This window comes from Lutimaribacter marinistellae (assembly GCF_042648365.1).
GTDB lineage: Bacteria > Pseudomonadota > Alphaproteobacteria > Rhodobacterales > Rhodobacteraceae > Lutimaribacter_A > Lutimaribacter_A marinistellae.
Map to the genome: position 1 here is coordinate 628,677 of NZ_JBHRXI010000010.1, position 20,502 is coordinate 649,178.

Below are 20,502 nucleotides of genomic sequence, written 5' to 3' on the forward strand. Positions count from 1 at the left end.
GCTCAGCCCTCCATGATGTGCGTGCTGCGCGGCAGGCCCGCCACCCGATCGCCGCAGGTAAAGAAACAGTCAAAGCCCAGCGGGAACAGCGCCGCGTTCCGCGCCAGCAACCCCGCATCCGGCAGGTTCAGGTGCGCCACCTCGCGAATACCCGGCCCGATGAGCACTGCGCCCTCGGCCACAAGCTCGGGCATCTCCACGATCAGCGTCGCCGAGCGGTCCGGGTTTTCTGACGTCCCGATGCGGAACCGGTCGACAGGCTGCAGGTCGGCCCAGCGGCCCAGCGCGAAATCGGCCTCTTCCGCGCTCCCGACCGGCGCACCGGTGTGAAAGGCCACCCAGCCCCGCACCGCTTCGCAATCGGCAGCGCCCGCAAGGTGCAGCACCGTGTCGACATCGCACAGGGTCAGCACCAGCGCACCGGCCGCGGGCGACAGCGGCGCGGGCGGCACAGCGCCTGCCAGCCGCCGGATCTCACCGGGCCGCGCCATCGCTGTCATGGCCCCGCGAAACGCGTGGGCGGCATCGACCGGCGGCTCGGCAAACCCGCCCGCAAAGCGTTGGACCTGCTTCATGCGTCCTCTCCCCGCGCCATGGTAAAGAAATCGACCTTGGTCGCGGCGGCCTTGGCGGCCCGGTCGCGTCGGGTTCCATTCGCCCGTGCCTCTAGCGGCACCAGAACGCTGCTACGCAATTTTTCCGCAGCGTCGGTCTGCATCATCGCGTCGATCAGCGCCGCCGCCTCGGCCTTGGCGCGCGACCGGCCCTGAACATAGCCATGCCCGACCGTGCCGCATTCCAACGCAAGCGCGCAGCGCGTCACCGTCATTTCACCCAGGTTGAACGCAGACCCCGTCGCCCCGGCCCGGCCCCGCACCATCACGGCCCCTGTCTCGGGCGGTCGCAGCCAGTCGAAAGCGGGGCGCTCGGTCACCGCGCCCCACAGCTCCATCAACTCCGCCTCGGGCGCACGGGCCAAAAGACCCATCCAGTCGCGACGCTCCCGTGTTTCGGCGTTCAAGCTCTTGTCGGTGTCAGGCATCGGCATCCTTGCCAAATTTGTCTAGCATTACTATACAACTATACAAATCATAAACCGAGTCGCTCCGACGTGCAACAAATCCTACCGTGAAGTTTTGGTGACATGGCCCGAACCCCCGTCTGGACATCCATTGCCCAACACCTGACCGCCGACATCGCCGAGGGGCGCCACGCCACCGGCGACCGCCTCCCGACCGAGGCGCAACTGGCTGCACGCTTTGGCGTGAACCGCCACACCGTGCGCCGCGCGCTGGCCGCACTGGCCGAGCAGGGGCTTGTCCACGCCCGACGCGGCGCGGGCGTCTTCGTGACAGCGCGCCCGACCGATTACCCAATCGGCCGCCGCGTCCGCTTTCACCAGAACATCGCCGCCAGCGGCCGGATACCCGGCAAGCGGATCCTGTCGCTCACCCTGCGCGCCGCAGATAAACGAGAGGCCGAGGCGCTCGCCCTCGCTCCCGGCGACCCGGTACAGGTCTATGACGGCGTGTCTCTGGTCGACGAGGAACCCATCGCCGTGTTCCAAAGCGTCTTTCCCGGTGACCGGTTGCCGGGCCTTCTCGACGCGCTGCGCGAAACACAATCGGTGACGGCGGCCCTGCAACGCTGCGGCGTGGCCGACTATACCCGCGTCTCGACCCGCATCACCGCCCGCGCGGCCACCGCGACGCAGGCCAACCAGCTTCGCCTCGCCGAAGGCGCGCCGCTGATCCGGACCACCGGCATCAATGTCGACTCAGATGGCGTACCCGTCGAATACGGTCGCAGCTGGTTCGCGGGGGACCGCGTCACCCTGACACTCAGCGGCGACGAGGGCTGACCCGGCAGCAAACAGCACACCCGCGCCGTGCCGCAGGCGCGGCGCCGGGCCCAAGGCCGGATGAGCGCCCGGCGCAGCCGGGGGCTCTGCCGGGTGCGGGAGCCTTCCGCTCTCCTCTCAGGCGTATTTCTCCAGGAATGCCTCGGCAGACAACGCCCGGAAATCCGCCAGCCGCGCCCGCAACGTTGCATGATCCCAGTCCCACCAGGCCATCGCGATCAGCCGCTCGGCCACGTTCGCGGGCTGGCGGCGGCGGATCACTTGTGCCGTGACCCCGCCCACGATTGTATAGGGCGCCACGTCCCGCGTCACCACGGCGCCCGCGGCCACCACCGCGCCATGGCCGACCGTCACCTCGGGCTTGATCATCGCGCCATGCCCGATCCAGGTGTCATGCCCGATCCGCGCCACGCGGCCCGCCCCGGCGCGCGAACCAGTCCGCGTCATCCTCGGCATCGTCCCAGTAGCTCGCCGACCGGTAAAGGAAGTGATGCAGCGACGCGGTATCAAGCGGATGATCCGTCGCGCCTATGCGCACCGCGCTAGCGATGTTGGCGAACTTGCCGATCTCGGCATTGGCGATGTCACATCCCCGGTCGCAATAGGAATAATCGTCCAGCCGCGCATTGGCGACACGGGTTCCGGCCCCGATCTCGACATAGGCCCCGAACCGGGCATCGCTGATCTGGCAACCGGGATGGATGACCGGTGTCTCGGCGCTCAGTTTCGGCATCGTCTCCGCTCCGTCAGGCAGTCGCAGGCTTGGCAGCGGGTTTGCGTGCACCCTCGCCCCCGCCCGCGATCAACCGTCGCCGCAACCAGCCCGAAAGCCAATCCATGAAGACGACCATCAGGATCACCAGCGTGATGTAATAGGCCACCTCTTCCCAGTCCTTCTGGGTGATGATCGCCTGCGTCAGCAGCAGGCCGATGCCGCCCCCGGTGATCGCACCGATGATCGTGGCGCTTCGCGTGTTCGATTCGAGGAAGTACAGGATCTGGCTCAGCAGAACCGGCGTCACCTGCGGGATCACCCCGAACCTGTAGCGCTGCACCGCGCTGGCACCGGTGGATTGCACGCCCTCGATCTGCTTGCTGTCGACATTCTCCAGCGCCTCGGAAAAGATCTTGCCGAAGGTCCCGCTGTCGGTCACAAGGATCGCCAGCGCGCCGGTCAGCGGTCCCGGGCCAAAGGCACGGGCCAGGATGATCGTCCAGATCAGCGCATCCACCCCGCGCACGAAGTCGAAGACGCGCCGCACGCCGAACCGCACGACACGCATCGGGGTAAAATTCCGCGCCGCGAGAAAGGCCAGCGGCAGCGCCACGATGGCCGCCCCAATCGTCCCGAGGAACGCCATCAGGATCGTCTCGTATATGGCCCAGGCCACGTCCTTGTGCCGCCACATCGCGTTGTTCCAGAAATCCGACCAGATCGCCCCGGCCTCGCCCTGGACCGCAAGTCCCATCAACGCGCCCGGCCCCACCCCATGATAGGGGCTGTCAAGCGTGAACCAGAACAGTTCCCACCCGGTGAAGTAGCGAAACACTTCCGAGCGGCTGCGCGTCACGGTCAGGCGTCCGGCATCGGTGGTCACGGCCAGCCTGTTCTTGGACGCGTTGATCCATTCGGGCATCTCGCCCGGTGGCAGTTCGGCCTGAACGCCCGCGCTGCGGCTGGGCGTGGCACGGATGGTTCCGTAGTCCGGAATGTCGAACTCCACCGTCTCCGGCCCGAACCGCACCTCGTAACCGTCCCCCAGGTCGATCACCGTCACCGCGCCCAGCGTCACCCAGTCCGGCGCCTCACCCTCGGGATAGGCGCCCTTGCGCTCACCCTCGATCGCGATCGAAACCGAGGCGTCGGAATTGTTGCGCGTGACATGCGTCTTGTAGCTGTAGCTGTCGCGCACCAGCGTCTGCCCGTTCTCGAAACTGGCCCGATCCCATAATCCCGGCACGTCGAAGGCAAAGAAAACATAGACGAGGTAGCCGATCACCAGCGCCGGCAATCCGAAATTGAACACGCGCTTGCGCAGGAACAACCGGTCGGCCTGCGCCTTGAGCATGTCCGGGGCGATATCGGCAGCGGCGGTCATAGGGCGGCTCCATGGGTCAGGCGGTCGCGCAGCTGACCCGAGATCTGGTCGACGACGACGATGGTGATGAACAGAAGCAGAAAGATCGCGGCCGCCTCGTCGTAACGCCCCTGCCCCCAGGACATCGCGTTGCGCAGCTCATACCCAATGCCGCCCGCACCGACGAACCCCAGGATGGCAGAGGCGCGGATATTGATCTCGAACCGCAACAGCGCATAGCTGACATAGTTCGGCCCGACCTGCGGGATGACGCCCAGATACATCCGCTGCGACCAGTTGGCGCCGACCGACTGCAACCCCTCCAAGGGTTTGAGCGAGGCATTCTCGTTCACTTCGGAAAACAGCTTGCCCAACGCGCCGGCGGTATGGATGGCGATGGCAATCATCGCCGGAACCGGCCCACCGCCCAGAACAAAGATCAGCACCAGCGCAATGACGATCTCGGGCACCGCGCGAAAGATATCCATGATACGGCGAAAAACCGGGATCGCCCTCGGCCAGCGCGCCATTCCGCGCGTCGACAGCAGCGCCAGCAAGGTACCCGCAAGCGTGCCTGCCAGCGTCGCGGCGGCAGCGATGTTGACGGTCTCGACAAGGGCCGGAAAGAACGTGACGAAATGGGCCGGCAGGTTGGCGGCCTTCTCCACCGCCTCTGCCACCACTTCGGCCGGGTAGTCGAAGATCCGCTGCCAGCCATCGGCGAAGCTGCCCGCGTTGCGGCTGTCGGCGGTGCGAAACCCCGCAACCATCAGGGCGACGAACAGGATCAGCAGCAGTCCGCCATACATGCGGCGGGTCCGCGTCATCGCGACATACTCATCGCGGATCTGCGTCACTGTGTGCGACGCGGCCGATAGGTCCGTCATGCAGGAACTCCGTGAAACTCCCACCCCTTACAAGGGGCAGAAAAAGACGGGGTCCGTTTCAACCGAACCCCGCCAATCTGTCGAAAAGCGATCAGTTCGACTTGCTCTTGCGCGCCTCGATGATGATCTCATAGGCTTCGTGGTCGATCGGCTTGAACGCCATCGCCTCGCCCGCGGCCACACCGTAGAAACAGTCTTGGTCCATCTCGTGCAGGTTCGCCATCAGGTCGGTCATCTTGGCCTTGACCTCTGCGGGCAACTCCTTGCGCAGAACAATGGGGCCTTCGGGGATCGGCTTGGACTTCCAGATCTCGACCAGATCGTTCATGTCGACAAGGCCCGCGTCCACGGCCTTGCGCAGCGCGCCCGAATTATAGCCGTCTTCCCAGTTGCCCAGCCCGTCGGCCCAGGTCACACCCGCATCGACATCGCCGTTATTGACCGCGACGATCGTCTGCTCGTGACCGCCGGTGAACTTGACCTCGCCGAAATAGTCGCCCGAGTCCATGGTGGCACCGGTCGCCTGCGGGATCTCGATCGACGGGATCAGGTAGCCCGAGGTCGAGTTGGGATCCCCGAACCCGAAGACCTTGCCCTGCATGTCGTCGAGCGAGGTGATGCCGCTATCCTTGCGGGCAAAACCGACCGAGTGATAGCCATAGCCGCCATCGGTGTTGTACTTGACCAATACCGGCTCAACCGCTTCGGGGTCCGACATCCAGGTCTTGGCATAGGCCGAAGCACCCAGCCACGCCAGGTCGATGGTGCCACCCAGCAGGCCCTGGATCACGCCGTTGTAATCGGCCGGCGCAAACAGTTTGACCGGAACGCCCAGCACCTCCGAGGCATAATCGGCGAGGCACTGGTTGTTGTTCATACGGTCCTGGGCGTTCTCGCCACCAAGGATCCCGATGCGAAATTCGTCGATCTGCTCCTGCGCCATCGCAGGGGAGGCCAGGGCGGTTGTCGCCACGAGGGCAGCAATCAGTTTCTTCATCTCGGTCTACTCTCCGGTTTGGTTGGGACCGGCCCGCCCCAGCGGCGGACCGGGTGAGGGAAACGTGAAAATCGTCAGACCAGCGCTTTTGCCTCGCGCAGAGGCGTCGTCGCATCGAGCGCGTCGATCTCGGTCGAGGTCGCCGCCTCGGAGAAACTCGCATCCGCGCCATAGATTTCGCGCGCGACCCCGGTGGTCAGCTGCTCGGGCAGACCGTCGAACACGATCCGCCCGTCGCGCATGCCCACCACCCGGTCGCAATAGCGCCGGGCCGTGTCCAGCGTGTGCAGGTTGCAGATCACCGTGCGCCCGTCCTCTTCATGGATGCGGCGCAGCGCCTCCATCACGGTCTGGGCGTTCATCGGGTCGAGCGAGGCGATGGGCTCATCGGCAAGGATGATCCGTGGGTCCTGCATCAGCGCACGGGCAATCGCGACGCGCTGCTGCTGGCCGCCCGACAACGCCTCGGCCCTCTTGGGGGCGTGCTCGGCAATGCCCAGGCGGTCAAGAATGTCGATCGCGCGATGGATGTCGGCCATCGGGTAAAGGTTGAACATCGTCGCAAGCGTCGAGCGGCGGTTCAGCGTCCCGTGCAGCACGTTGGAAACGACATCTATCCGCGGCACCAGGTTGAACTGCTGGAAAATCATCGCGCAATCGGCCTGCCAGGCGCGCTTGTCCCGGCCCCGCAACTGCGTGACGTCGCGCCCCTCGACCATGATCCGGCCGTCGGTCGCATCTGTCAGCCGGTTGATCATGCGCAGCAGGGTCGATTTCCCGGCCCCGGACCGCCCGATGATCCCGATCATGCAGGGCTTGTCCACATCCAGCGTCGCGGCATCCACCGCCACGTTGCGGCCAAAGCGTTTCGTGAGTTTGTCGATACGCAGCACGTCCATCCCCCCGTTCTGCGGGGCGTGCTAACGCAAGCGGCCAAAGGATTTGTGTCACACCGACGAAGCTTTTGTAACGGCACCGGCCCTACCGTTCGGACACACAAGCGGTTATATCCGCAACGACTCGCCCTCCAGACAGGACCGCACCCCATGAGCACAGACCGCAAGATCCGGATCGCGCCGTCGATCCTCTCGGCCGATTTCGCCAATTTTGGCGCCGAGATCCGCGCCATCGAGGACCAGGGCGCCGATTGGGTGCATGTCGATGTGATGGATGGCCATTTCGTTCCCAACCTGACCTTCGGCCCGCCAGCGGTAAAGGCCTTCCGCCCGCACGTGACCACGGTGATGGATGTCCACCTGATGATCGCCCCGGTCGATCCCTATATCGACGCCTATGCCGAAGCCGGTGCCGACGTGCTGACCGCGCATGTCGAGGCCGGACAACACACGCACCGCACCCTTCAGGCCATCCGCGCAGCCGGCATGAAGGCAGGCGTGGCCCTCAACCCGGGCACCCCGGCCGAGGCGGTCGAGCATCTGCTGGACCTCGCCGACCTCGTCTGCGTGATGACCGTGAACCCCGGATTCGGCGGGCAGAAATTCATCGACATGACCACCAAGATCCAACGCCTGTGCCAGATGATCGGCGACCGTCCGGTGCTGATCGAGATCGACGGCGGCGTCGATACGCAGACCGCGCCGCTGGTAACCGCCGCCGGGGCCGACGTTCTGGTGGCCGGCTCCGCCGTATTCCGCGGCGGATCGGTCGACGCGCCCGAGGTCTATGGCAACAACATGCGCGCCATTCGCGCCTCCGTGGAAACCGTTTGGGCATGACGTGACAGGGGGGCTCCCGCCCCTCGTCTCGGGCTGACGCCCGCTCCTCACGTTGGGCCCGGCGCCGCGCTCGCGCGCGGCGCAGGCCGGAACCGGCCGCCCCGCGCATCAACTGCCACGGCAATCCCGAACCCGGCGAGGCAAGGGCGCGCCTCGTTCCTTCCTCTTGCTTCCAAATATCCCGGAGCGCGAGGCAGAGCCTCGCATACGCGCCGCGCGACAGCGCGGCGCCCGGCCCAAAGCCGCCAGAAGGTCCGGCAAAGCCGGGCCTTCGCGGCTGCGGGAGCCCTTCCTCAACTCAGTTGTTCGGCGAAATGCTCCAGCAGCCGGTGCTTCAGAATCTTCCCCGTCGGGGCGGCTGGCAGCTCATGGGCAATCACGATCCGCGCAGGGCGCTTGTACCCGGCCAGCCTGTCCGCCGCGAAGGTCTTCAACGCCTCTTCCTCGGGTTCGTCACCCGGCGCCGCCTGCACGAAGGCCATCACCTTTTCATCCCCATCGACCATCTGGCCCACCACTGCCGCCTGGATGACCTGCGGATGATCGTTGAGCGCGGCCTCCACCTCGGGCGGGTAAACGTTGAACCCGCCATGGATGATCAGTTCCTTGCACCGTCCGCTGATGTTCAGATGGCCCCGCGCATCGATAAAGCCCAGATCGCCGGTCCGCAGCCAGCCATCGGCCAGCACCGCCGCCGTCGCCTCGGGATTGCGGAAATACCCCGCCATCACGTGCGGGCCCTTGGTCAACACCTCGCCGGTGCCGTCTCCGCCACCGGCCACTCCCTCGTCGATGGCGATCTGCACACCGGGCAGGGGCGGACCGACCGAGATGTCGGGATCGCCCAGCGCATTGCGCGTCGCCGACACGCCCGCAGTGCTTTCCGTCAGGCCATAGCCATTCTGGATCGCCACGCCGTAAAACGCCTCGGCCTTCCGCTTCCATGCCGGATCCAGCGGCGCCGCACCCGAGGAGGTATAGCGCAGCCGGCTCTCGGGCAGCCGGTCATACCCCTGCTCCTTGGTGTATTGCATCAGCAGCGCATGCATCTGCGGCACCGCCGAAAAGAGCGTCACGCCCGAGGTCAGCGCCGCGTAGAGCCGCGCCGCCGAGAACCGCGCCTCCAGCCGGATCGGCACCCCCGCGTAGATCGAGGCCGTCACCACCGAGGCAAGGCCGAACACATGCGTCATCGGCAAGACGCCATAGACCTCGTCCTCCAGCGTCATCCCCCGCAACCGGGCCGAGGTCAGGCCACCGAACCGCAGGTTACCATGGGTCAGCATCACGCCCTTGGGCGTTCCGGTCGTCCCCGTGGTGTAAAGGATGACCGCCACCTCGCGCAGATCCGGGTCCGGATCGCCCGCCCGGGCCGCGATATGCATCCGCCCGAAATCGCCGGTGATTTCGGATGCGCCCATCCGCGCCGCGTGGTCCTGCGCATCGGCCGAGATGGCAGAGGTGAACAGCACCGCAGCCGGGGCCGCGTGACCGATGATACGGTCGATCTCGGCCGGGGTCTGCCGCGCATTCACCGGCACGGCGATCGCAGCCATGCGCGAACAGGCGAACAGCGCCGCAACCGCCGCCGCGGAGTTTTCCGCCAGGATCAAGACCCGGTCGCCCGCCTGCACGCCGGCATTGACCAACTCCGCCCCCAGCGCCTCCACCGCCCGGTCCAGCGCGCCATAGGTCCAGTCCGCCCCGCCACTGTCTCGAAGCGCCCGCGCGTCGGGGCGCGCGGCCACTTGGTCGCCCAGGTAATCGTGCCATTTCGCCATTGCCACGGGCCCTCCCTTGCCCGGTCGGGATCAGAAACTCGGTCGGCGCTTTTCGAGAAAGGCCGCGATCCCCTCGGCCGCCTCGTCCCCCACCTGCGCCGTCACCATCGCGTCGCGCTCGGCATCCAGCTGCGCGGTCTCTTCGCGGTCATAGGCCGCGGCGACCAGATGCCGGATGACGCCCTGCGCCACGCGCGGCCCCTGTGCCAGCCTGTCGGCGATAGCCTGCGCCGCCGCCAGCGTCTCACCCTGCGGAACGACCTCGTTGACCGCGCCCAGCGCCGCCATCTGCGCCGCCTCGACCGGGCGCGCCAGCAGGCACATCTCCATCGCCAGCGGGCGCGGCAGTATCCGTGCAAGCGATGCGGTCAGCCCGCCATCGGGCACCAGCCCCGCCTTCACATAGGCGGCGGTGAACCGCGCGCCCTCGGCCGCGACGATCATGTCACAGGCCAGCGCCAGCGACAGCCCCGCACCCGCAGCGCCGCCCTCGACCGCAGCGATCACCGGAACCGGGCAGGCCCGGATCCCGCGCACGAGGTCATGCAACAGGTCGACCCGCCCGCGCCGCTCCTCGGTAGCCAGCTTGCGGCGCTCGATCAACACGTTCAGATCGCCCCCTGCGCAGAAGAACCCGCCATCCGAGGTCAGGATAACCGCCCGCACCCGCGGCTCGGCCGCCTGCGCCATCGCGGCGTTGATCGCATCGTACAACTCGGGCGACAGCGCACCGCGCCGCGCGGCATTGCCGTTCACCACGACCAGCCGGTCGCCCTCGTCCTCCAGCCGCGCCACGCTCATGGCGCGACCCGCTTGCTGCCGCGCTTGAACACGCCTGCCGCCGTCGCCAGCAACTGCCCCGCCTCGTCGCGCAACTCGCCGTTCACATAGGCGATGGACCGGCCATTGCCCGAGGGCAGCCCCACGGCCGTGACCCGTCCCGCCCGCGCCGACGCCACGAACTGCACGCTCAGCGAAACTGTCAGCACCGGCATCGGATCTTCGGGCTGGAACATGTTCGACGCGGTCTGCCCGCAGGCCACATCCAGCAACATCGACACCAGACCACCGTGCAGGATACCGTGGTAGTTCAGGTGCTCGGGCCCGACATCAAGGTAACAGGCCCGGCTGATCCCTTCGCGCGCGTGGTCGATCTCGTAGCCGACATTGGATTGGCAGCCCGACTTCTCGCGCGTCCACGCGCCCGGAAGATCAGGCTGCACTGAGCTCAATGAACCGCTCCATATGGTAATCGGCATCCCCGAACCGGTGATCGGCCATCACGATCCGCTTGGCGATATGGGCCAGCTCGTATTCCTGCGTCATCGCGATCCCGCCATGCATCTGGATCGACTCCTCGGCCACCAGTCGCCCGACCCGGGCGATCAGGTTGCGCGCCGCGGCGATCTGCCGGTCCCGGTCGCCGCTTTCGAGATGCCCCGCCGCGTTGATCACGGCGGAACGCGCCTGTTCCAGCTCGATCAACAGGTCCGAGAACCTGTGCGCCAGCGCCTGGAAGGTCCCGATGGGACGGCCGAACTGCTTGCGCGTCATCAGGTAGTCACGGGTCAGCTCGACAGCACTCTGCATCGCGCCCATGGTTTCCGCCGCCAGCGCCACGTTCGCCGCCGCGATGACCTCCTGCAGCGCGGCAAATCCCTTGCCGGCCTCGCCCAGGCGCGCGCTGGCAGGCACCGAAACACCGTCCAGCGTCACCTCGGCCGCCCGGCCGCCGCTCATCATCGGGTAACCGCGCAGCGTCAGGCCCGTGGCATCCGCCGGCACAAGGAACAGCGAGATGCCCTCGCGGTCGAACGCGCCGCCGCTTTCGCGCGCCGACACCAGCAGGTAACCCGCCGCCTCGGCATTGATCACCACAGATTTGCGGCCGTTCAGCACGATGGAGTCGCCCTCGGCCCTGGCCGTGGTCTCGACACGGCTCAGGTCATAACGCGCCGCAGGCTCGCCATGGGCCAGCGCCAGGTGCAGCGTGCCGCCGATCACCTCTTCGACCATGTCGCGCTGCGCCTCGTCGCCCAGCCGCGCCAGCAATCCACCGCCCAGGATGGCCGTATCCAGCACCGGCTCGACCACGCCCCCGCGGCCCAGCTCCTCGAACACCACCGCGATGTCAAAGCCAGCGCCGCCAAAGCCGCCCTGCTCCTCGGTGAACAGCGCGCCGATCACGCCCAGCTCGGCCAGTTCGCCCCAGATCCTCGCGCTCATGCCGTCGTCGCTGTCCAGGATCTCGTTGCGCACGCCGGTGTCGTAACGGTCCGACAGGTAGCGCCGCAGGCTGTCCTGCAGCATCTGCCGTTCTTCGGTCAGGTTGAAATCCATGCCCTTCAGCCTCCCATCTTGACCTTGGCGATGATCCCGCGCTGGATCTCGTTCGACCCGCCAAAGATCGACAGCTTGCGATTGTTGAAATACTGCGCCGCCAGCGGCCCCGCGTATTCCGGTCCGATCGGGTCATTGTCACCCTCGACCGCCTCCGAGGCGAAGGGCATCGCATAGGGCCCCACCGCGCGGCGCGCGAGGTCGTTGATCTCCTGCCGGATGATCGTGCCCTTGACCTTGAGCATCGAGCTTTCGACGCCCGGCGCCTGCCCTGCCGCGGCCCCGCTCACGATGCGCAGGTTGGTCGTGGCCATCGCCATCAGGTCGATCTCTACCTGCGCAAGGCGCGCGGCGAAATGCGGGTTCTCGATCAGCGGCTTGCCATTTGCGCTCTCGGCGCGGGCGATACGCTTGACCGCGTCCAGCCCCGCCTGGCTGAAGCCCACGCCCGCGATATTGGTCCGCTCATGCGTCAGCAGGTACTTGGCATAGGTCCAGCCCTTGTTCTCCTCGCCCACAAGGTTCTCGACCGGCACCTTGACGTCGTCAAAGAACACCTCGTTCACCTCGTGCTCGCCATCCAGCAGGATGATCGGGCGCACCTCGATGCCGGGCGTGTTCATGTCGATCAGCAGGAACGAGATCCCCTCCTGCTGCTTGGCGTCCGGGTCCGTCCGCACAAGGCAGAAGATCCAGTTGGCATACTGGCCCAGCGTGGTCCAGGCCTTCTGTCCGTTGACGATGTAATGGTCGCCCTCACGCACCGCGCGGGTCTTGAGGCTGGCCAGGTCAGACCCCGCGCCGGGTTCCGAATAGCCCTGGCACCACCAATCCTTCCCGCTCAGGATGCGCGGCAGGTAATAATCCTGCTGCTCCTTCGAACCGAATTTCTGCAGCACCGGCCCCAGCATCGACAGCCCGAAGGGCACGATGCGCGGCGCGTGCGCGGCGGCCAGCTCCTCCTCGAAAATGTGGCGCTGCACCGCGTTCCACTCGGCGCCACCGAACGCCTTCGGCCAGTTCGGCGCCAGCCACCCCTTCTCGTTGAGGATGCGGTGCCACTCGTCATGGCCTTCCTTGCCCAGCGAAATGCCGCGGCGCACCTTGTCGCGCACCTCCTGCGGCAGCTTTTCGTCCAGAAACGCCCGGACTTCTTCGCGGAACGCCTTTTCCTCGTCGGTATAGTTCAGATCCATTGCTCACTCCCTGTCTCGACGGTGCCGCATCCCGTCCGGCGCGCGCAGCGCCGGACAGCGTCCGGGCGGGCCTCGATGGCCTGCCCGGACGCCGGCCCCATCAGAAGATCTCGAACAGCCCGGCCGCGCCCATGCCGCCGCCGATGCACATCGTCACGACTCCCAGCTTAGCGCCACGGCGCTTGCCTTCCAGCATCAGGTGCCCGGTCATGCGCGCGCCGGTCATCCCGAACGGGTGGCCGATCGCGATCGAGCCGCCGTTGACGTTGTACTTCTCCGGGTCGATGCCCAGCTTGTCGCGCGAATAGAGACACTGGCTCGCAAAGGCCTCGTTCAGTTCCCACAGGTCGATGTCATCGACCGTCAGACCGTGACGCTCCAGCAGGCGTGGCACGGCAAAGACCGGGCCAATGCCCATCTCGTCCGGCTCGCAGCCCGCCACGGCAAAGCCCTTGAACGCGCCCAGCGGCTCCAGCCCGCGGCGCTCGGCCTCGGCCGCTTCCATTAGCACGACGGCCGCCGCGCCGTCGGACAGCTGCGAGGCATTGCCCGCGGTGACGAAATTGCCCTCGCCGCGTACCGGCTCCAGCCCCGCCAGACCGTCCAGCGTGGTGCCCGGGCGGTTGCACTCGTCGCGGTCAACGACCACTTCCTTGTGCGAGATCTCACCCGTTTCCTTGTTCTTGACCGCCATGGTGGTGGTCATCGGTACGATCTCGTCGTCGAACTTGCCCGCCTCTTGCGCCGCCGCGATCAGCTGCTGGCTGCGCAGTGCGTATTCGTCCTGGTACTCGCGGCTCAGCCCATAGCGCTTTGCCACGATATCGGCGGTTTCGATCATCGTCATGTAGACCGCCGGCTTGTGCTCGAGCAGCCACGGATCGGGCGCCGGGCGCATCTTGCTTTGCACCAGCGAGATGCTCTCGACACCGCCCGCCACCATCGGGCCGGCCCCTTCCTGGGTGATCGCATTCGCCGCGATGGCGATGGATTGCAAGCCGGACGAGCAGAACCGGTTCACCGTCATGCCCGATGCGGTCACCGGCAGACCGGCGCGCAGGGCGATCTGCCGGCCGATATTGGCGCCGGTCTCGCCCTCGGGCAGACCGCAGCCGATGACGCAATCCTCGACGTCGCCGCCCTCCAGACCGGCGCGTTCGACGGCCGACTGAACGGCGTGCCCACCCATCGTGGCGCCATGGGTCATGTTGAACGAACCGCGGAACGATTTCGCAAGCCCCGTGCGGGCAGTGGATACGATGACGGCCTGTTTCATGCCGCGTCCTCCTTGTTGAGATCGTCGAAGCTGCGGCCCTCGGCCACCAGTTTTTCCAGCAACGGTGCGGGCTGCCAGAAATAGTCATCTTCCTGCGCATAGCGCCTGATGTCGTCCAGCAGTGCAGGCAGGCCCTGCATGTCGGCCCATTTCAGCGGCCCGCCGCGATAGCGCGGGAAGCCATAGCCGTAAAGCAGCGTCACATCCACGTCCAGCGGCCTGCGCGCGATGCCTTCACCCACGACCTTGGCCGCCTCGTTGACCATCGCCGCCATGTACCGGCGCACGATCTCCTCGTCGGTGAAGTCCCGGGGCGTGATGCCCTGCTCGGCGCGCTCGGCCTCGATCAGCGGCATGACCTCCTCGTTCGGAACCCGCGCCTTGGCGCCCGCCGCATAATCGTAATAGCCCTTGCCGGTCTTCTGTCCGAAATGGCCGTCCTCGCACAGCTTGTCGGCATAGCTCGCGTCGCGCGCCTTGGGGTGCAGCCCCTCGGCCCGCTTGCGCTTGCGCACTGCCCAGCCGATATCCAGCCCGGCAAGATCGGCCACCGCGTACGGCCCCATGGCAAAGCCGAACGCCTCCAGCGCCTTGTCGATCTGGTAGGGCGACGCGCCGTCCAGCACCATGTGATCGGCCGCCGTGCGATAGGTCGACAGGATCCGGTTGCCGATGAACCCGTCGCACACGCCCGCACGCACCGACACCTTGCCCAGCATCTTGCCCAGCGCAAAGCCGGTCGCCACCACGTCCGGTGCGGTCTTATCCGCCACCACGATCTCCAGCAGCTTCATCACATGCGCGGGCGAGAAGAAATGCAGCCCGATCACGTCCGCGGGCCGCGCGGTACAGGCCGCGATCTCGTTCACATCCAGATACGAGGTGTTCGACGCCAGCACCGCGCCCTGCTTGCAGACCGCGTCGAGCTTGCCGAACACCTGCTTCTTGACGCCCATCTCCTCGAACACGGCCTCGATCACGAGGTCCACGTCGCTCAGCGCGTCGTACTCGGTGGCAAGCGTCAGCGCCTTCTCGGTCAGCTGCTCGAACTGCTCCTGGCTGATCTTGCCGCGTTTCAGCGCACCGCCAAGGTTCTTGGCGATCCGCTCCTTCGCCGCCTGCGCGGCCTCGGGCGTCATCTCCAGCATCACCACCGGCAGGCCGGCCAGCAGCGCCGCCGTGGCGATGCCCGCGCCCATCGTGCCGCCGCCGATGACACCGATCGAGGCCAGCGTGCGCGGCTCGACACCTTTCAGCTCGGGCAGCTTGCCAACCTCGCGTTCGGCGAAAAAGGCATGGATCAGACCCTGCCGCTGGTCCGAGGCCATGAGCTCCATGAACAATTCGCGCTCGCGCTTCATGCCCTGGTCGAAGGGCAGTTCACAGCAGGCCTGGATACCCCGAACCGCCGTCGCGGGCGCGATCTGGCCACGGGCTTTCTTCAGGACACTTTCGTAAAGCGCATCGAAATCGACTGCCTCGGGCGCGGCCATCTCGCTCACCGGCCGCCGTCCCGCGCCGCTGTCGATCAGCTCGCGCGCATAGGCCAGCCCGATGTCGCGCGGCGCGCCATCCTCGACCCGGTCGATGATGCCAAGCGACAGCGCCTCGTCCGCCTTGATCTGGCGACCCGAGGTGATGATGTCGGTCGACGCGTCGATACCCACCAGCCGCGGCAGGCGCTGCGTGCCGCCCGCGCCGGGCATCACGCCGATCAGAACCTCCGGCAGCCCCATCCGCGCCGAAGGCACCGCAATGCGGTAATGCGAGCCCAGCGCGATCTCCAGGCCGCCGCCCAGCGCGGTGCCGTGCAGGGCCGACACCACGATCAGCGGCGAGGATTCGATCCGCGTGCACAGATCGGGAAGGAACGGCTCTTTCGGCGGTTTGCCGAATTCACGGATATCGGCACCAGCGAAAAAGGTCCGCCCCTCGCCATAGATCAGCACCGCCTTCACGCCGTCGGCCTCGGCCCGGGCGATCCCGTCGGCCAGCCCCTGCCGCACGGCATGGCCCAACGCGTTCACGGGCGGGTTGTTGGCGGCGAGAACGGCGATATCGCCGATCACTTCATATCCGATGACTTCTGTCATGCGGTGGGTCCTCCGTTCGTTCCAAGGCGGGCAATCCGCCTCCAATAATGGTTTGCGGATAGCACCGGCCCGGCGGCCGGTTCCACCCTGCGGAATATCGTTTCGCCGGCGAGGGTGTTACGTCCCCCCGCCAAGATCAACCCGTTTTCGGTGACGCGACGTAGGGTCGGGCGCGGGTCTGCAACCGCCGGACACCGGGCCGCGCTCATGCGTCCCGCGCCGCGATCAGCCCCGCCAGCGTCATATGCGCGGCATCCGCCAGCGCCACCGGCACCCCCTGACGCTCCAGCGCCGCACGGTAGAGACCGGGCAGGTAACCGTCGCCGATCACCGCCACCTGCTGGCCCAGCCAATAGGGCCGCGCGGCGGCCAGCTCGGCCCCGATCACCGCGCCATGAACACGCGCAGATACCACCTCGGGCGGCTGATCTTCGAGGATCGCACCGGCCTGCGCCTCGGCCAGCCGCGCCATCAGGCGCTCGGGCTTGGCCATCGCATCCTCGACCGCCTCGGCAAAACTTTCGGCATCGGGCCGCCCCTGCCCCATCCAGCGCGCCAGCGCCGTGGCCGAGGCCAGCGCGGATACCAGCCCACCCGACAGCGCGGTCTGGAAACTCACGACCTCATCGGCGCTGACATGCACCCACTGCGTCTCGGGTCCGGTCAGGCACAGCACGCCGTCCCAGTTCGGGTTGCGCTTCAGGAACCCCGCGATGCGCGTCTCGCCCCCCTGCATCACGCCGGCGGGGGCGGCACTGCGCAGGCCCGGCACCGCCAAGAAGGCAACCCGCGCATCGCCAAGGTCGATTCTGACGGTCCCCGACGATAGCGGCCGGGCCGGAACGCTCGCCCCCAGCGGCCCGAGAGGACCGCAGGCGATGACCGGCGTTTCGGCCGCGCCCAGCCATGGCTCCACGAAAGTCACGATGCCGCGCGGCGACATCGCCTCGCCGGATGATGTCCTCATGTCCAGTTCGTCGCGGCCGCGCATCGCCCAGCCGCGCAGATGGGCCGCGCCCACGTCCAATGCGATCCAATCGGGGGTCATGGCATCCTCCTGCCCTTCCCATACGACAGCTCCGGGCCAAGCGCCATCCCGCAGCCGCGCTTTGAGATGCATCAAGGCCCGCCCATGCGCCGCCCTCTAGTTTGCCTGCCAGGAGGAGGGGAACCGGACATGGAAGCGGTCTTTCGTACGCGCGCGCTCTGCAAGGTCTACGATACGGGCACCGTTCAGGTCCGCGCGCTCGACGATGTCGACCTCGATCTCTACGCCGGAGAGCTGGCTGTGCTGCTGGGCCCCTCGGGCAGCGGCAAGTCCACCCTGCTCAACATCCTAGGCGGGCTCGACCAGGCCAGTTCGGGCCGTGTCTGGTTCCGCGACCTCGAACTTTCGGCCCTGCGCGACCGCGAACTGACGCGCTATCGCCGCGATCATGTCGGCTTCGTCTTCCAGTTCTACAACTTGATCGCCAGCCTCACCGCGCGCGAGAACGTGCAGCTTGTGGCCGATGTCGCCCGCGACCCCATGCCCCCCGAAGAGGCGCTGGCCCTCGTCGGGCTGGATCACCGGCTCGACCATTTCCCGGCCGAGATGTCGGGCGGGGAACAGCAGCGCGTCGCCATCGCCCGCGCCATTGCCAAACGCCCCGAGGTTCTGCTCTGCGACGAACCCACGGGTGCGCTCGACAGCCGCACCGGCGTTCAGGTGCTCGAGGTGCTGCGCGACGTGAACGACAGGCTGGGCACCACGACGGCGGTCATCACCCATAATGCGGCGATCCGGCAGATGGCGCACAGGGTCGTGTACTTTCTCGACGGGCGGATCGACCGGGTCGCGGAAAACGACCAGCGCCTCGCCCCGGCCGAGATCAGCTGGTGACGCCCCGCATGCGCGCGCTCGACCGGAAACTGCTGCGCGATTTCAGCCGCCTCTGGGCGCAGGCGTTGGCCATCGCGCTGGTGCTGGCCTGCGGCGTCGCCATCCTGCTGACCACCTTCGGCACCTATGTCTCGCTCGAGGAAACCCGCACCGCCTATTACGAGCGCAACCGCTTCGCCGATGTCTTCGCCGACGCGACCCGCGCGCCCCGCTGGCTGATGTCCGAGATCCGCCGGATCGACGGGGTCCGTGCCGCCGAGGCGCGCATCTCGGAATTCGCCGTGCTCGACGTGCCCGGCCATGACGAGGTCGTGACCGCCCGCATCCTGTCGCTGCCCGATGACGGCCCGCCACGCCTCAACCTGCCGCTTTTGCGCCAGGGGCGCCTTCCGCATCCCGATGCCAGCGACGAGGTGGTGGTCAACGCCCCCTTCGCAGCGGCGAACGGCCTGCTTCCGGGAGACGAGATCACCGCGAATCTCGGCGGCGCCCGGCGCAGGCTGACCATCACCGGAACCGTCCTCTCGCCCGAGTTCATCTATACGATCGGCCCCGCCGCGCTGATGCCCGACAACCAGACCTTCGGCATCATGTGGATGCCCGAGATCGCCGCCGCGGCAGCCTTCGACATGGAAGGAGCCTTCAACAACGTCACCCTGTCCCTCGGTCCCGAAGCGCGCGAGGACGACGTGATCGAACGGCTCGACGAGTTGCTCGAACGCTATGGCGGGCTGGGCGCCTATGGCCGCGACCGCCAGGAATCCAACAGCTTCATCGAATCCGAACTGCAACAGCAGCGGACCGGCGCAATGATCCTGCCGCCCATCTTCTACGCCATCTCGGCCTTTCTCGTATCGATGGTGATCGGCCGCATCGTGGCGCTCGAACGCAGCGAGATCGGCCTGCTCAAGGCAGTCGGTTATTCCAACGGCGAAATCTGCCTGCACTACCTGCTGCTCGCCGGGCTGATCGCGCTGGCCGGAACGCTGCTGGGCTGGGCTTTCGGCACATGGCTCGCACGGGCGCTGGCCCGGCTCTATGCACAGTTCTTCGACTTTCCCTACCTTATCTACAATCTCAGCCCCGGCGCCTATGCGCTCTCGGGGCTGCTCGCCGTTGCCAGCGGTGCGCTCGGTGCCACGCGCAGCGCGCTCACCGCCGCCCGGATGCCCCCGGCGGTGGCGATGTCGCCCCCGGCGCCGCCGCGCTTTAACCGGACCCTGCTCGATCGGGCCATGACCCTCCTGCGGGTCTCGCAACCGGTGATGATGATCCTGCGCAGCCTGATGCACTGGCCCCTGCGCTCGGCCGCGACCTCGCTCGGGCTGGCCCTCGCCGTTGCCGTTCTTGTCGCGTCCAGCTTCTTTTCCTCGGCGCTCGACATGCTGATCGAAACGACCTTCGACCGCTCCAACAGGCAGGACGCGATCCTGCAATTCGAGCCCGAGATCGCCGAATCCGCCCTGTCCGAGGTGATCCGGCTGCCCGGCGTCCTGCGCGCCGAAGGCCAGCAGCACCAGCCGGCGGTCCTGCGCCACGGACACCTGCAGAAGGACGTCGTCGTCAGAGCCAGCCGCCCCGGTGCCGATCTGGCCCGCATCATCGCGACCGACGGCCACGCGGTCGAGCCACCGCGCCACGGCGTGCTGCTTTCCGACCGGCTGGCCGCGCAGCTCGACGCCGCCCCCGGCGACATCATCGAGATGGAATTCCGCCGCAAGATCGACGAGATCCACCGCGTCCCGGTGGCCGGGATCGTCACGCAATATATCGGGCTGGCGGCCTACATGGACCTGCGGACGATGAACGCGCTGCTCCGCCAGACCCCGCGCCTCACGGTCGCGAACCTGCAAATTGACGGCGCCGCCCTGCCCGAGTTGAACCGCGTGCTCAAGCAGACACCGGAACTCAACGGGCTGGTCCGCATCGACCGGATGCAGCGCTCGTTCGAGGATACGATCCGCAAGAATGTCATCATCATGACCGGGATCTACATGACCGTCGCGGTGCTGATCACGGTCGGTGTCGCCTATAACGGCGCGCGGATCCAGCTTTCCGAACGCGCCCGCGAACTGGCCAGCCTGCGCATCCTCGGCTTTTCGCGCGCCGAGGTTTCGTTCATCCTGATCGGCGAGACGATGCTTCTGACCCTCGTGGCGCAACCTTTCGGCTGGCTGTTCGGCGCCTGGATCGCAAGCGCGCTCGCCGCGGGCTCGACCAGCGATCTCTACGAGATCCCGCTGGTGCTGGAACCCGCCGGCTTCGCCCGCGCCAGCCTCGTGGTGCTGGCCTCCGCGCTGATGGCCGCGCTGGTGGTCCGGCGGCGGCTCGACGGGCTGGACCTGGTGCAAGTGATGAAGACCCGCGAATGAGGA

General features: G+C 67.0%; 18 protein-coding genes and 1 pseudogene. 4 read left to right on the plus strand and 15 right to left on the minus strand.

What is annotated here, in order from left to right:
- Positions 1–2: 2 nt before the first annotated feature.
- On the minus strand, positions 3–575 hold the full coding sequence (gene phnH, locus ACFORG_RS11730; protein ID WP_386735673.1) for a phosphonate C-P lyase system protein PhnH: 573 nt from the start codon (positions 573–575) through the stop codon (positions 3–5).
- Positions 572–1,042 (minus strand): phosphonate C-P lyase system protein PhnG, encoded by a 471-nt coding sequence (gene phnG / locus ACFORG_RS11735; protein WP_386735675.1) that lies wholly within the window; start codon positions 1,040–1,042, stop codon positions 572–574. The genes phnH and phnG overlap by 4 nt, the downstream gene beginning before the upstream one ends.
- Before the next feature lie 102 nt (positions 1,043–1,144).
- Here phnG and phnF point away from each other — a divergent pair, with 102 nt between their 5' ends.
- Positions 1,145–1,861 carry a phosphonate metabolism transcriptional regulator PhnF gene (gene phnF / locus ACFORG_RS11740; protein WP_386735677.1) on the plus strand — a complete coding sequence of 239 codons (717 nt, stop codon included), beginning with the start codon at positions 1,145–1,147 and terminating at the stop codon, positions 1,859–1,861.
- 117 nt (positions 1,862–1,978) lie between these two features.
- On the opposite strand, the pseudogene ACFORG_RS11745 reads toward phnF, so the two are convergent.
- The 5 genes and pseudogenes from ACFORG_RS11745 to phnC all read right to left on the minus strand — a co-directional run bounded on the left by ACFORG_RS11745 (position 1,979) and on the right by phnC (position 6,716).
- Positions 1,979–2,594 (minus strand): annotated as a pseudogene (locus ACFORG_RS11745) (chloramphenicol acetyltransferase).
- A gap of 13 nt (positions 2,595–2,607) precedes the next feature.
- A complete protein-coding gene (gene phnE, locus ACFORG_RS11750) occupies positions 2,608–3,960 on the minus strand; it encodes a phosphonate ABC transporter, permease protein PhnE (protein ID WP_386735679.1) in 1,353 nt (450 codons plus the stop codon).
- Positions 3,957–4,826, minus strand: a complete 870-nt coding sequence (phnE, locus tag ACFORG_RS11755) for a phosphonate ABC transporter, permease protein PhnE (RefSeq protein ID WP_386735681.1) — start codon at positions 4,824–4,826, stop codon at positions 3,957–3,959. The genes phnE (ACFORG_RS11750) and phnE (ACFORG_RS11755) overlap by 4 nt, the downstream gene beginning before the upstream one ends.
- 91 nt (positions 4,827–4,917) lie before the next feature.
- Positions 4,918–5,823 carry a phosphonate ABC transporter substrate-binding protein gene (gene phnD, locus ACFORG_RS11760; RefSeq protein ID WP_386735683.1) on the minus strand — a complete coding sequence of 302 codons (906 nt, stop codon included), beginning with the start codon at positions 5,821–5,823 and terminating at the stop codon, positions 4,918–4,920.
- A 74-nt stretch (positions 5,824–5,897) separates the two neighbouring features.
- Positions 5,898–6,716, minus strand: a complete 819-nt coding sequence (phnC, locus tag ACFORG_RS11765; RefSeq protein ID WP_386735685.1) for a phosphonate ABC transporter ATP-binding protein — start codon at positions 6,714–6,716, stop codon at positions 5,898–5,900.
- Positions 6,717–6,869: 153 nt separating this feature from the next.
- Here phnC and rpe point away from each other — a divergent pair, with 153 nt between their 5' ends.
- On the plus strand, positions 6,870–7,559 hold the full coding sequence (gene rpe, locus ACFORG_RS11770) for a ribulose-phosphate 3-epimerase (protein ID WP_386735687.1): 690 nt from the start codon (positions 6,870–6,872) through the stop codon (positions 7,557–7,559).
- Between the two features lie 293 nt (positions 7,560–7,852).
- Here rpe and ACFORG_RS11775 read toward each other — a convergent pair whose 3' ends face one another.
- The 8 genes from ACFORG_RS11775 to ACFORG_RS11810 all read right to left on the minus strand — a co-directional run bounded on the left by ACFORG_RS11775 (position 7,853) and on the right by ACFORG_RS11810 (position 17,293).
- The gene (locus ACFORG_RS11775; RefSeq protein WP_386735827.1) at positions 7,853–9,340 is read right to left on the minus strand and encodes a class I adenylate-forming enzyme family protein; all 1,488 of its coding nucleotides are present in this window, start codon (positions 9,338–9,340) and stop codon (positions 7,853–7,855) included.
- Positions 9,341–9,370: 30 nt separating this feature from the next.
- Entirely contained in the window at positions 9,371–10,141 is a 771-nt protein-coding gene (locus ACFORG_RS11780) for an oxepin-CoA hydrolase, alternative type (protein ID WP_386735689.1), read from the minus strand.
- The gene (locus tag ACFORG_RS11785; RefSeq protein ID WP_386735828.1) at positions 10,138–10,563 is read right to left on the minus strand and encodes a PaaI family thioesterase; all 426 of its coding nucleotides are present in this window, start codon (positions 10,561–10,563) and stop codon (positions 10,138–10,140) included. Before ACFORG_RS11785 ends, ACFORG_RS11780 begins: the two co-directional genes overlap by 4 nt.
- Entirely contained in the window at positions 10,553–11,680 is a 1,128-nt protein-coding gene (locus ACFORG_RS11790) for an acyl-CoA dehydrogenase family protein (RefSeq protein WP_386735691.1), read from the minus strand. The genes ACFORG_RS11785 and ACFORG_RS11790 overlap by 11 nt, the downstream gene beginning before the upstream one ends.
- 5 nt (positions 11,681–11,685) lie before the next feature.
- Entirely contained in the window at positions 11,686–12,876 is a 1,191-nt protein-coding gene (locus ACFORG_RS11795) for an acyl-CoA dehydrogenase family protein (RefSeq protein ID WP_386735693.1), read from the minus strand.
- Positions 12,877–12,976: 100 nt separating this feature from the next.
- Positions 12,977–14,152 (minus strand): acetyl-CoA C-acyltransferase, encoded by a 1,176-nt coding sequence (locus tag ACFORG_RS11800; RefSeq protein ID WP_386735695.1) that lies wholly within the window; start codon positions 14,150–14,152, stop codon positions 12,977–12,979.
- Complete coding sequence (locus tag ACFORG_RS11805) at positions 14,149–16,245, minus strand: 3-hydroxyacyl-CoA dehydrogenase NAD-binding domain-containing protein (RefSeq protein ID WP_386735697.1); 2,097 nt, start codon at positions 16,243–16,245, stop codon at positions 14,149–14,151. The genes ACFORG_RS11800 and ACFORG_RS11805 overlap by 4 nt, the downstream gene beginning before the upstream one ends.
- Positions 16,246–16,450: 205 nt before the next feature.
- Positions 16,451–17,293: a 2-dehydro-3-deoxygalactonokinase gene (locus ACFORG_RS11810; RefSeq protein WP_386735699.1), complete on the minus strand. Its 843-nt coding sequence runs from the start codon at positions 17,291–17,293 to the stop codon at positions 16,451–16,453.
- A 129-nt stretch (positions 17,294–17,422) separates the two neighbouring features.
- On the opposite strand from ACFORG_RS11810, the gene ACFORG_RS11815 reads away from it, so the two are divergent.
- Both ACFORG_RS11815 and ACFORG_RS11820 read left to right on the plus strand, forming a co-directional pair.
- Positions 17,423–18,127 (plus strand): ABC transporter ATP-binding protein, encoded by a 705-nt coding sequence (locus tag ACFORG_RS11815; protein WP_386735701.1) that lies wholly within the window; start codon positions 17,423–17,425, stop codon positions 18,125–18,127.
- 8 nt (positions 18,128–18,135) lie between these two features.
- Complete coding sequence (locus tag ACFORG_RS11820; RefSeq protein WP_386735703.1) at positions 18,136–20,499, plus strand: ABC transporter permease; 2,364 nt, start codon at positions 18,136–18,138, stop codon at positions 20,497–20,499.
- Positions 20,500–20,502: the final 3 nt, after the last annotated feature.

Excerpts from the sequence above, each read along its gene's own strand:
- phnH (WP_386735673.1), bottom strand. The coding sequence starts at position 575 with ATGAAGCAGGTCCAACGCTTTGCGGGCGGGTTTGCCGAGCCGCCGGTC.
- phnG (WP_386735675.1), bottom strand. The coding sequence starts at position 1,042 with ATGCCTGACACCGACAAGAGCTTGAACGCCGAAACACGGGAGCGTCGC.
- phnF (WP_386735677.1), top strand. The coding sequence starts at position 1,145 with ATGGCCCGAACCCCCGTCTGGACATCCATTGCCCAACACCTGACCGCC.
- phnE (WP_386735679.1), bottom strand. The coding sequence starts at position 3,960 with ATGACCGCCGCTGCCGATATCGCCCCGGACATGCTCAAGGCGCAGGCC.
- phnE (WP_386735681.1), bottom strand. The coding sequence starts at position 4,826 with ATGACGGACCTATCGGCCGCGTCGCACACAGTGACGCAGATCCGCGAT.
- phnD (WP_386735683.1), bottom strand. The coding sequence starts at position 5,823 with ATGAAGAAACTGATTGCTGCCCTCGTGGCGACAACCGCCCTGGCCTCC.
- rpe (WP_386735687.1), top strand. The coding sequence starts at position 6,870 with ATGAGCACAGACCGCAAGATCCGGATCGCGCCGTCGATCCTCTCGGCC.
- ACFORG_RS11775 (WP_386735827.1), bottom strand. The coding sequence starts at position 9,340 with ATGGCGAAATGGCACGATTACCTGGGCGACCAAGTGGCCGCGCGCCCC.
- ACFORG_RS11780 (WP_386735689.1), bottom strand. The coding sequence starts at position 10,141 with ATGAGCGTGGCGCGGCTGGAGGACGAGGGCGACCGGCTGGTCGTGGTG.
- ACFORG_RS11790 (WP_386735691.1), bottom strand. The coding sequence starts at position 11,680 with ATGGATTTCAACCTGACCGAAGAACGGCAGATGCTGCAGGACAGCCTG.
- ACFORG_RS11795 (WP_386735693.1), bottom strand. The coding sequence starts at position 12,876 with ATGGATCTGAACTATACCGACGAGGAAAAGGCGTTCCGCGAAGAAGTC.
- ACFORG_RS11800 (WP_386735695.1), bottom strand. The coding sequence starts at position 14,152 with ATGAAACAGGCCGTCATCGTATCCACTGCCCGCACGGGGCTTGCGAAA.
- ACFORG_RS11805 (WP_386735697.1), bottom strand. The coding sequence starts at position 16,245 with ATGACAGAAGTCATCGGATATGAAGTGATCGGCGATATCGCCGTTCTC.
- ACFORG_RS11810 (WP_386735699.1), bottom strand. The coding sequence starts at position 17,293 with ATGACCCCCGATTGGATCGCATTGGACGTGGGCGCGGCCCATCTGCGC.
- ACFORG_RS11815 (WP_386735701.1), top strand. The coding sequence starts at position 17,423 with ATGGAAGCGGTCTTTCGTACGCGCGCGCTCTGCAAGGTCTACGATACG.
- ACFORG_RS11820 (WP_386735703.1), top strand. The coding sequence starts at position 18,136 with ATGCGCGCGCTCGACCGGAAACTGCTGCGCGATTTCAGCCGCCTCTGG.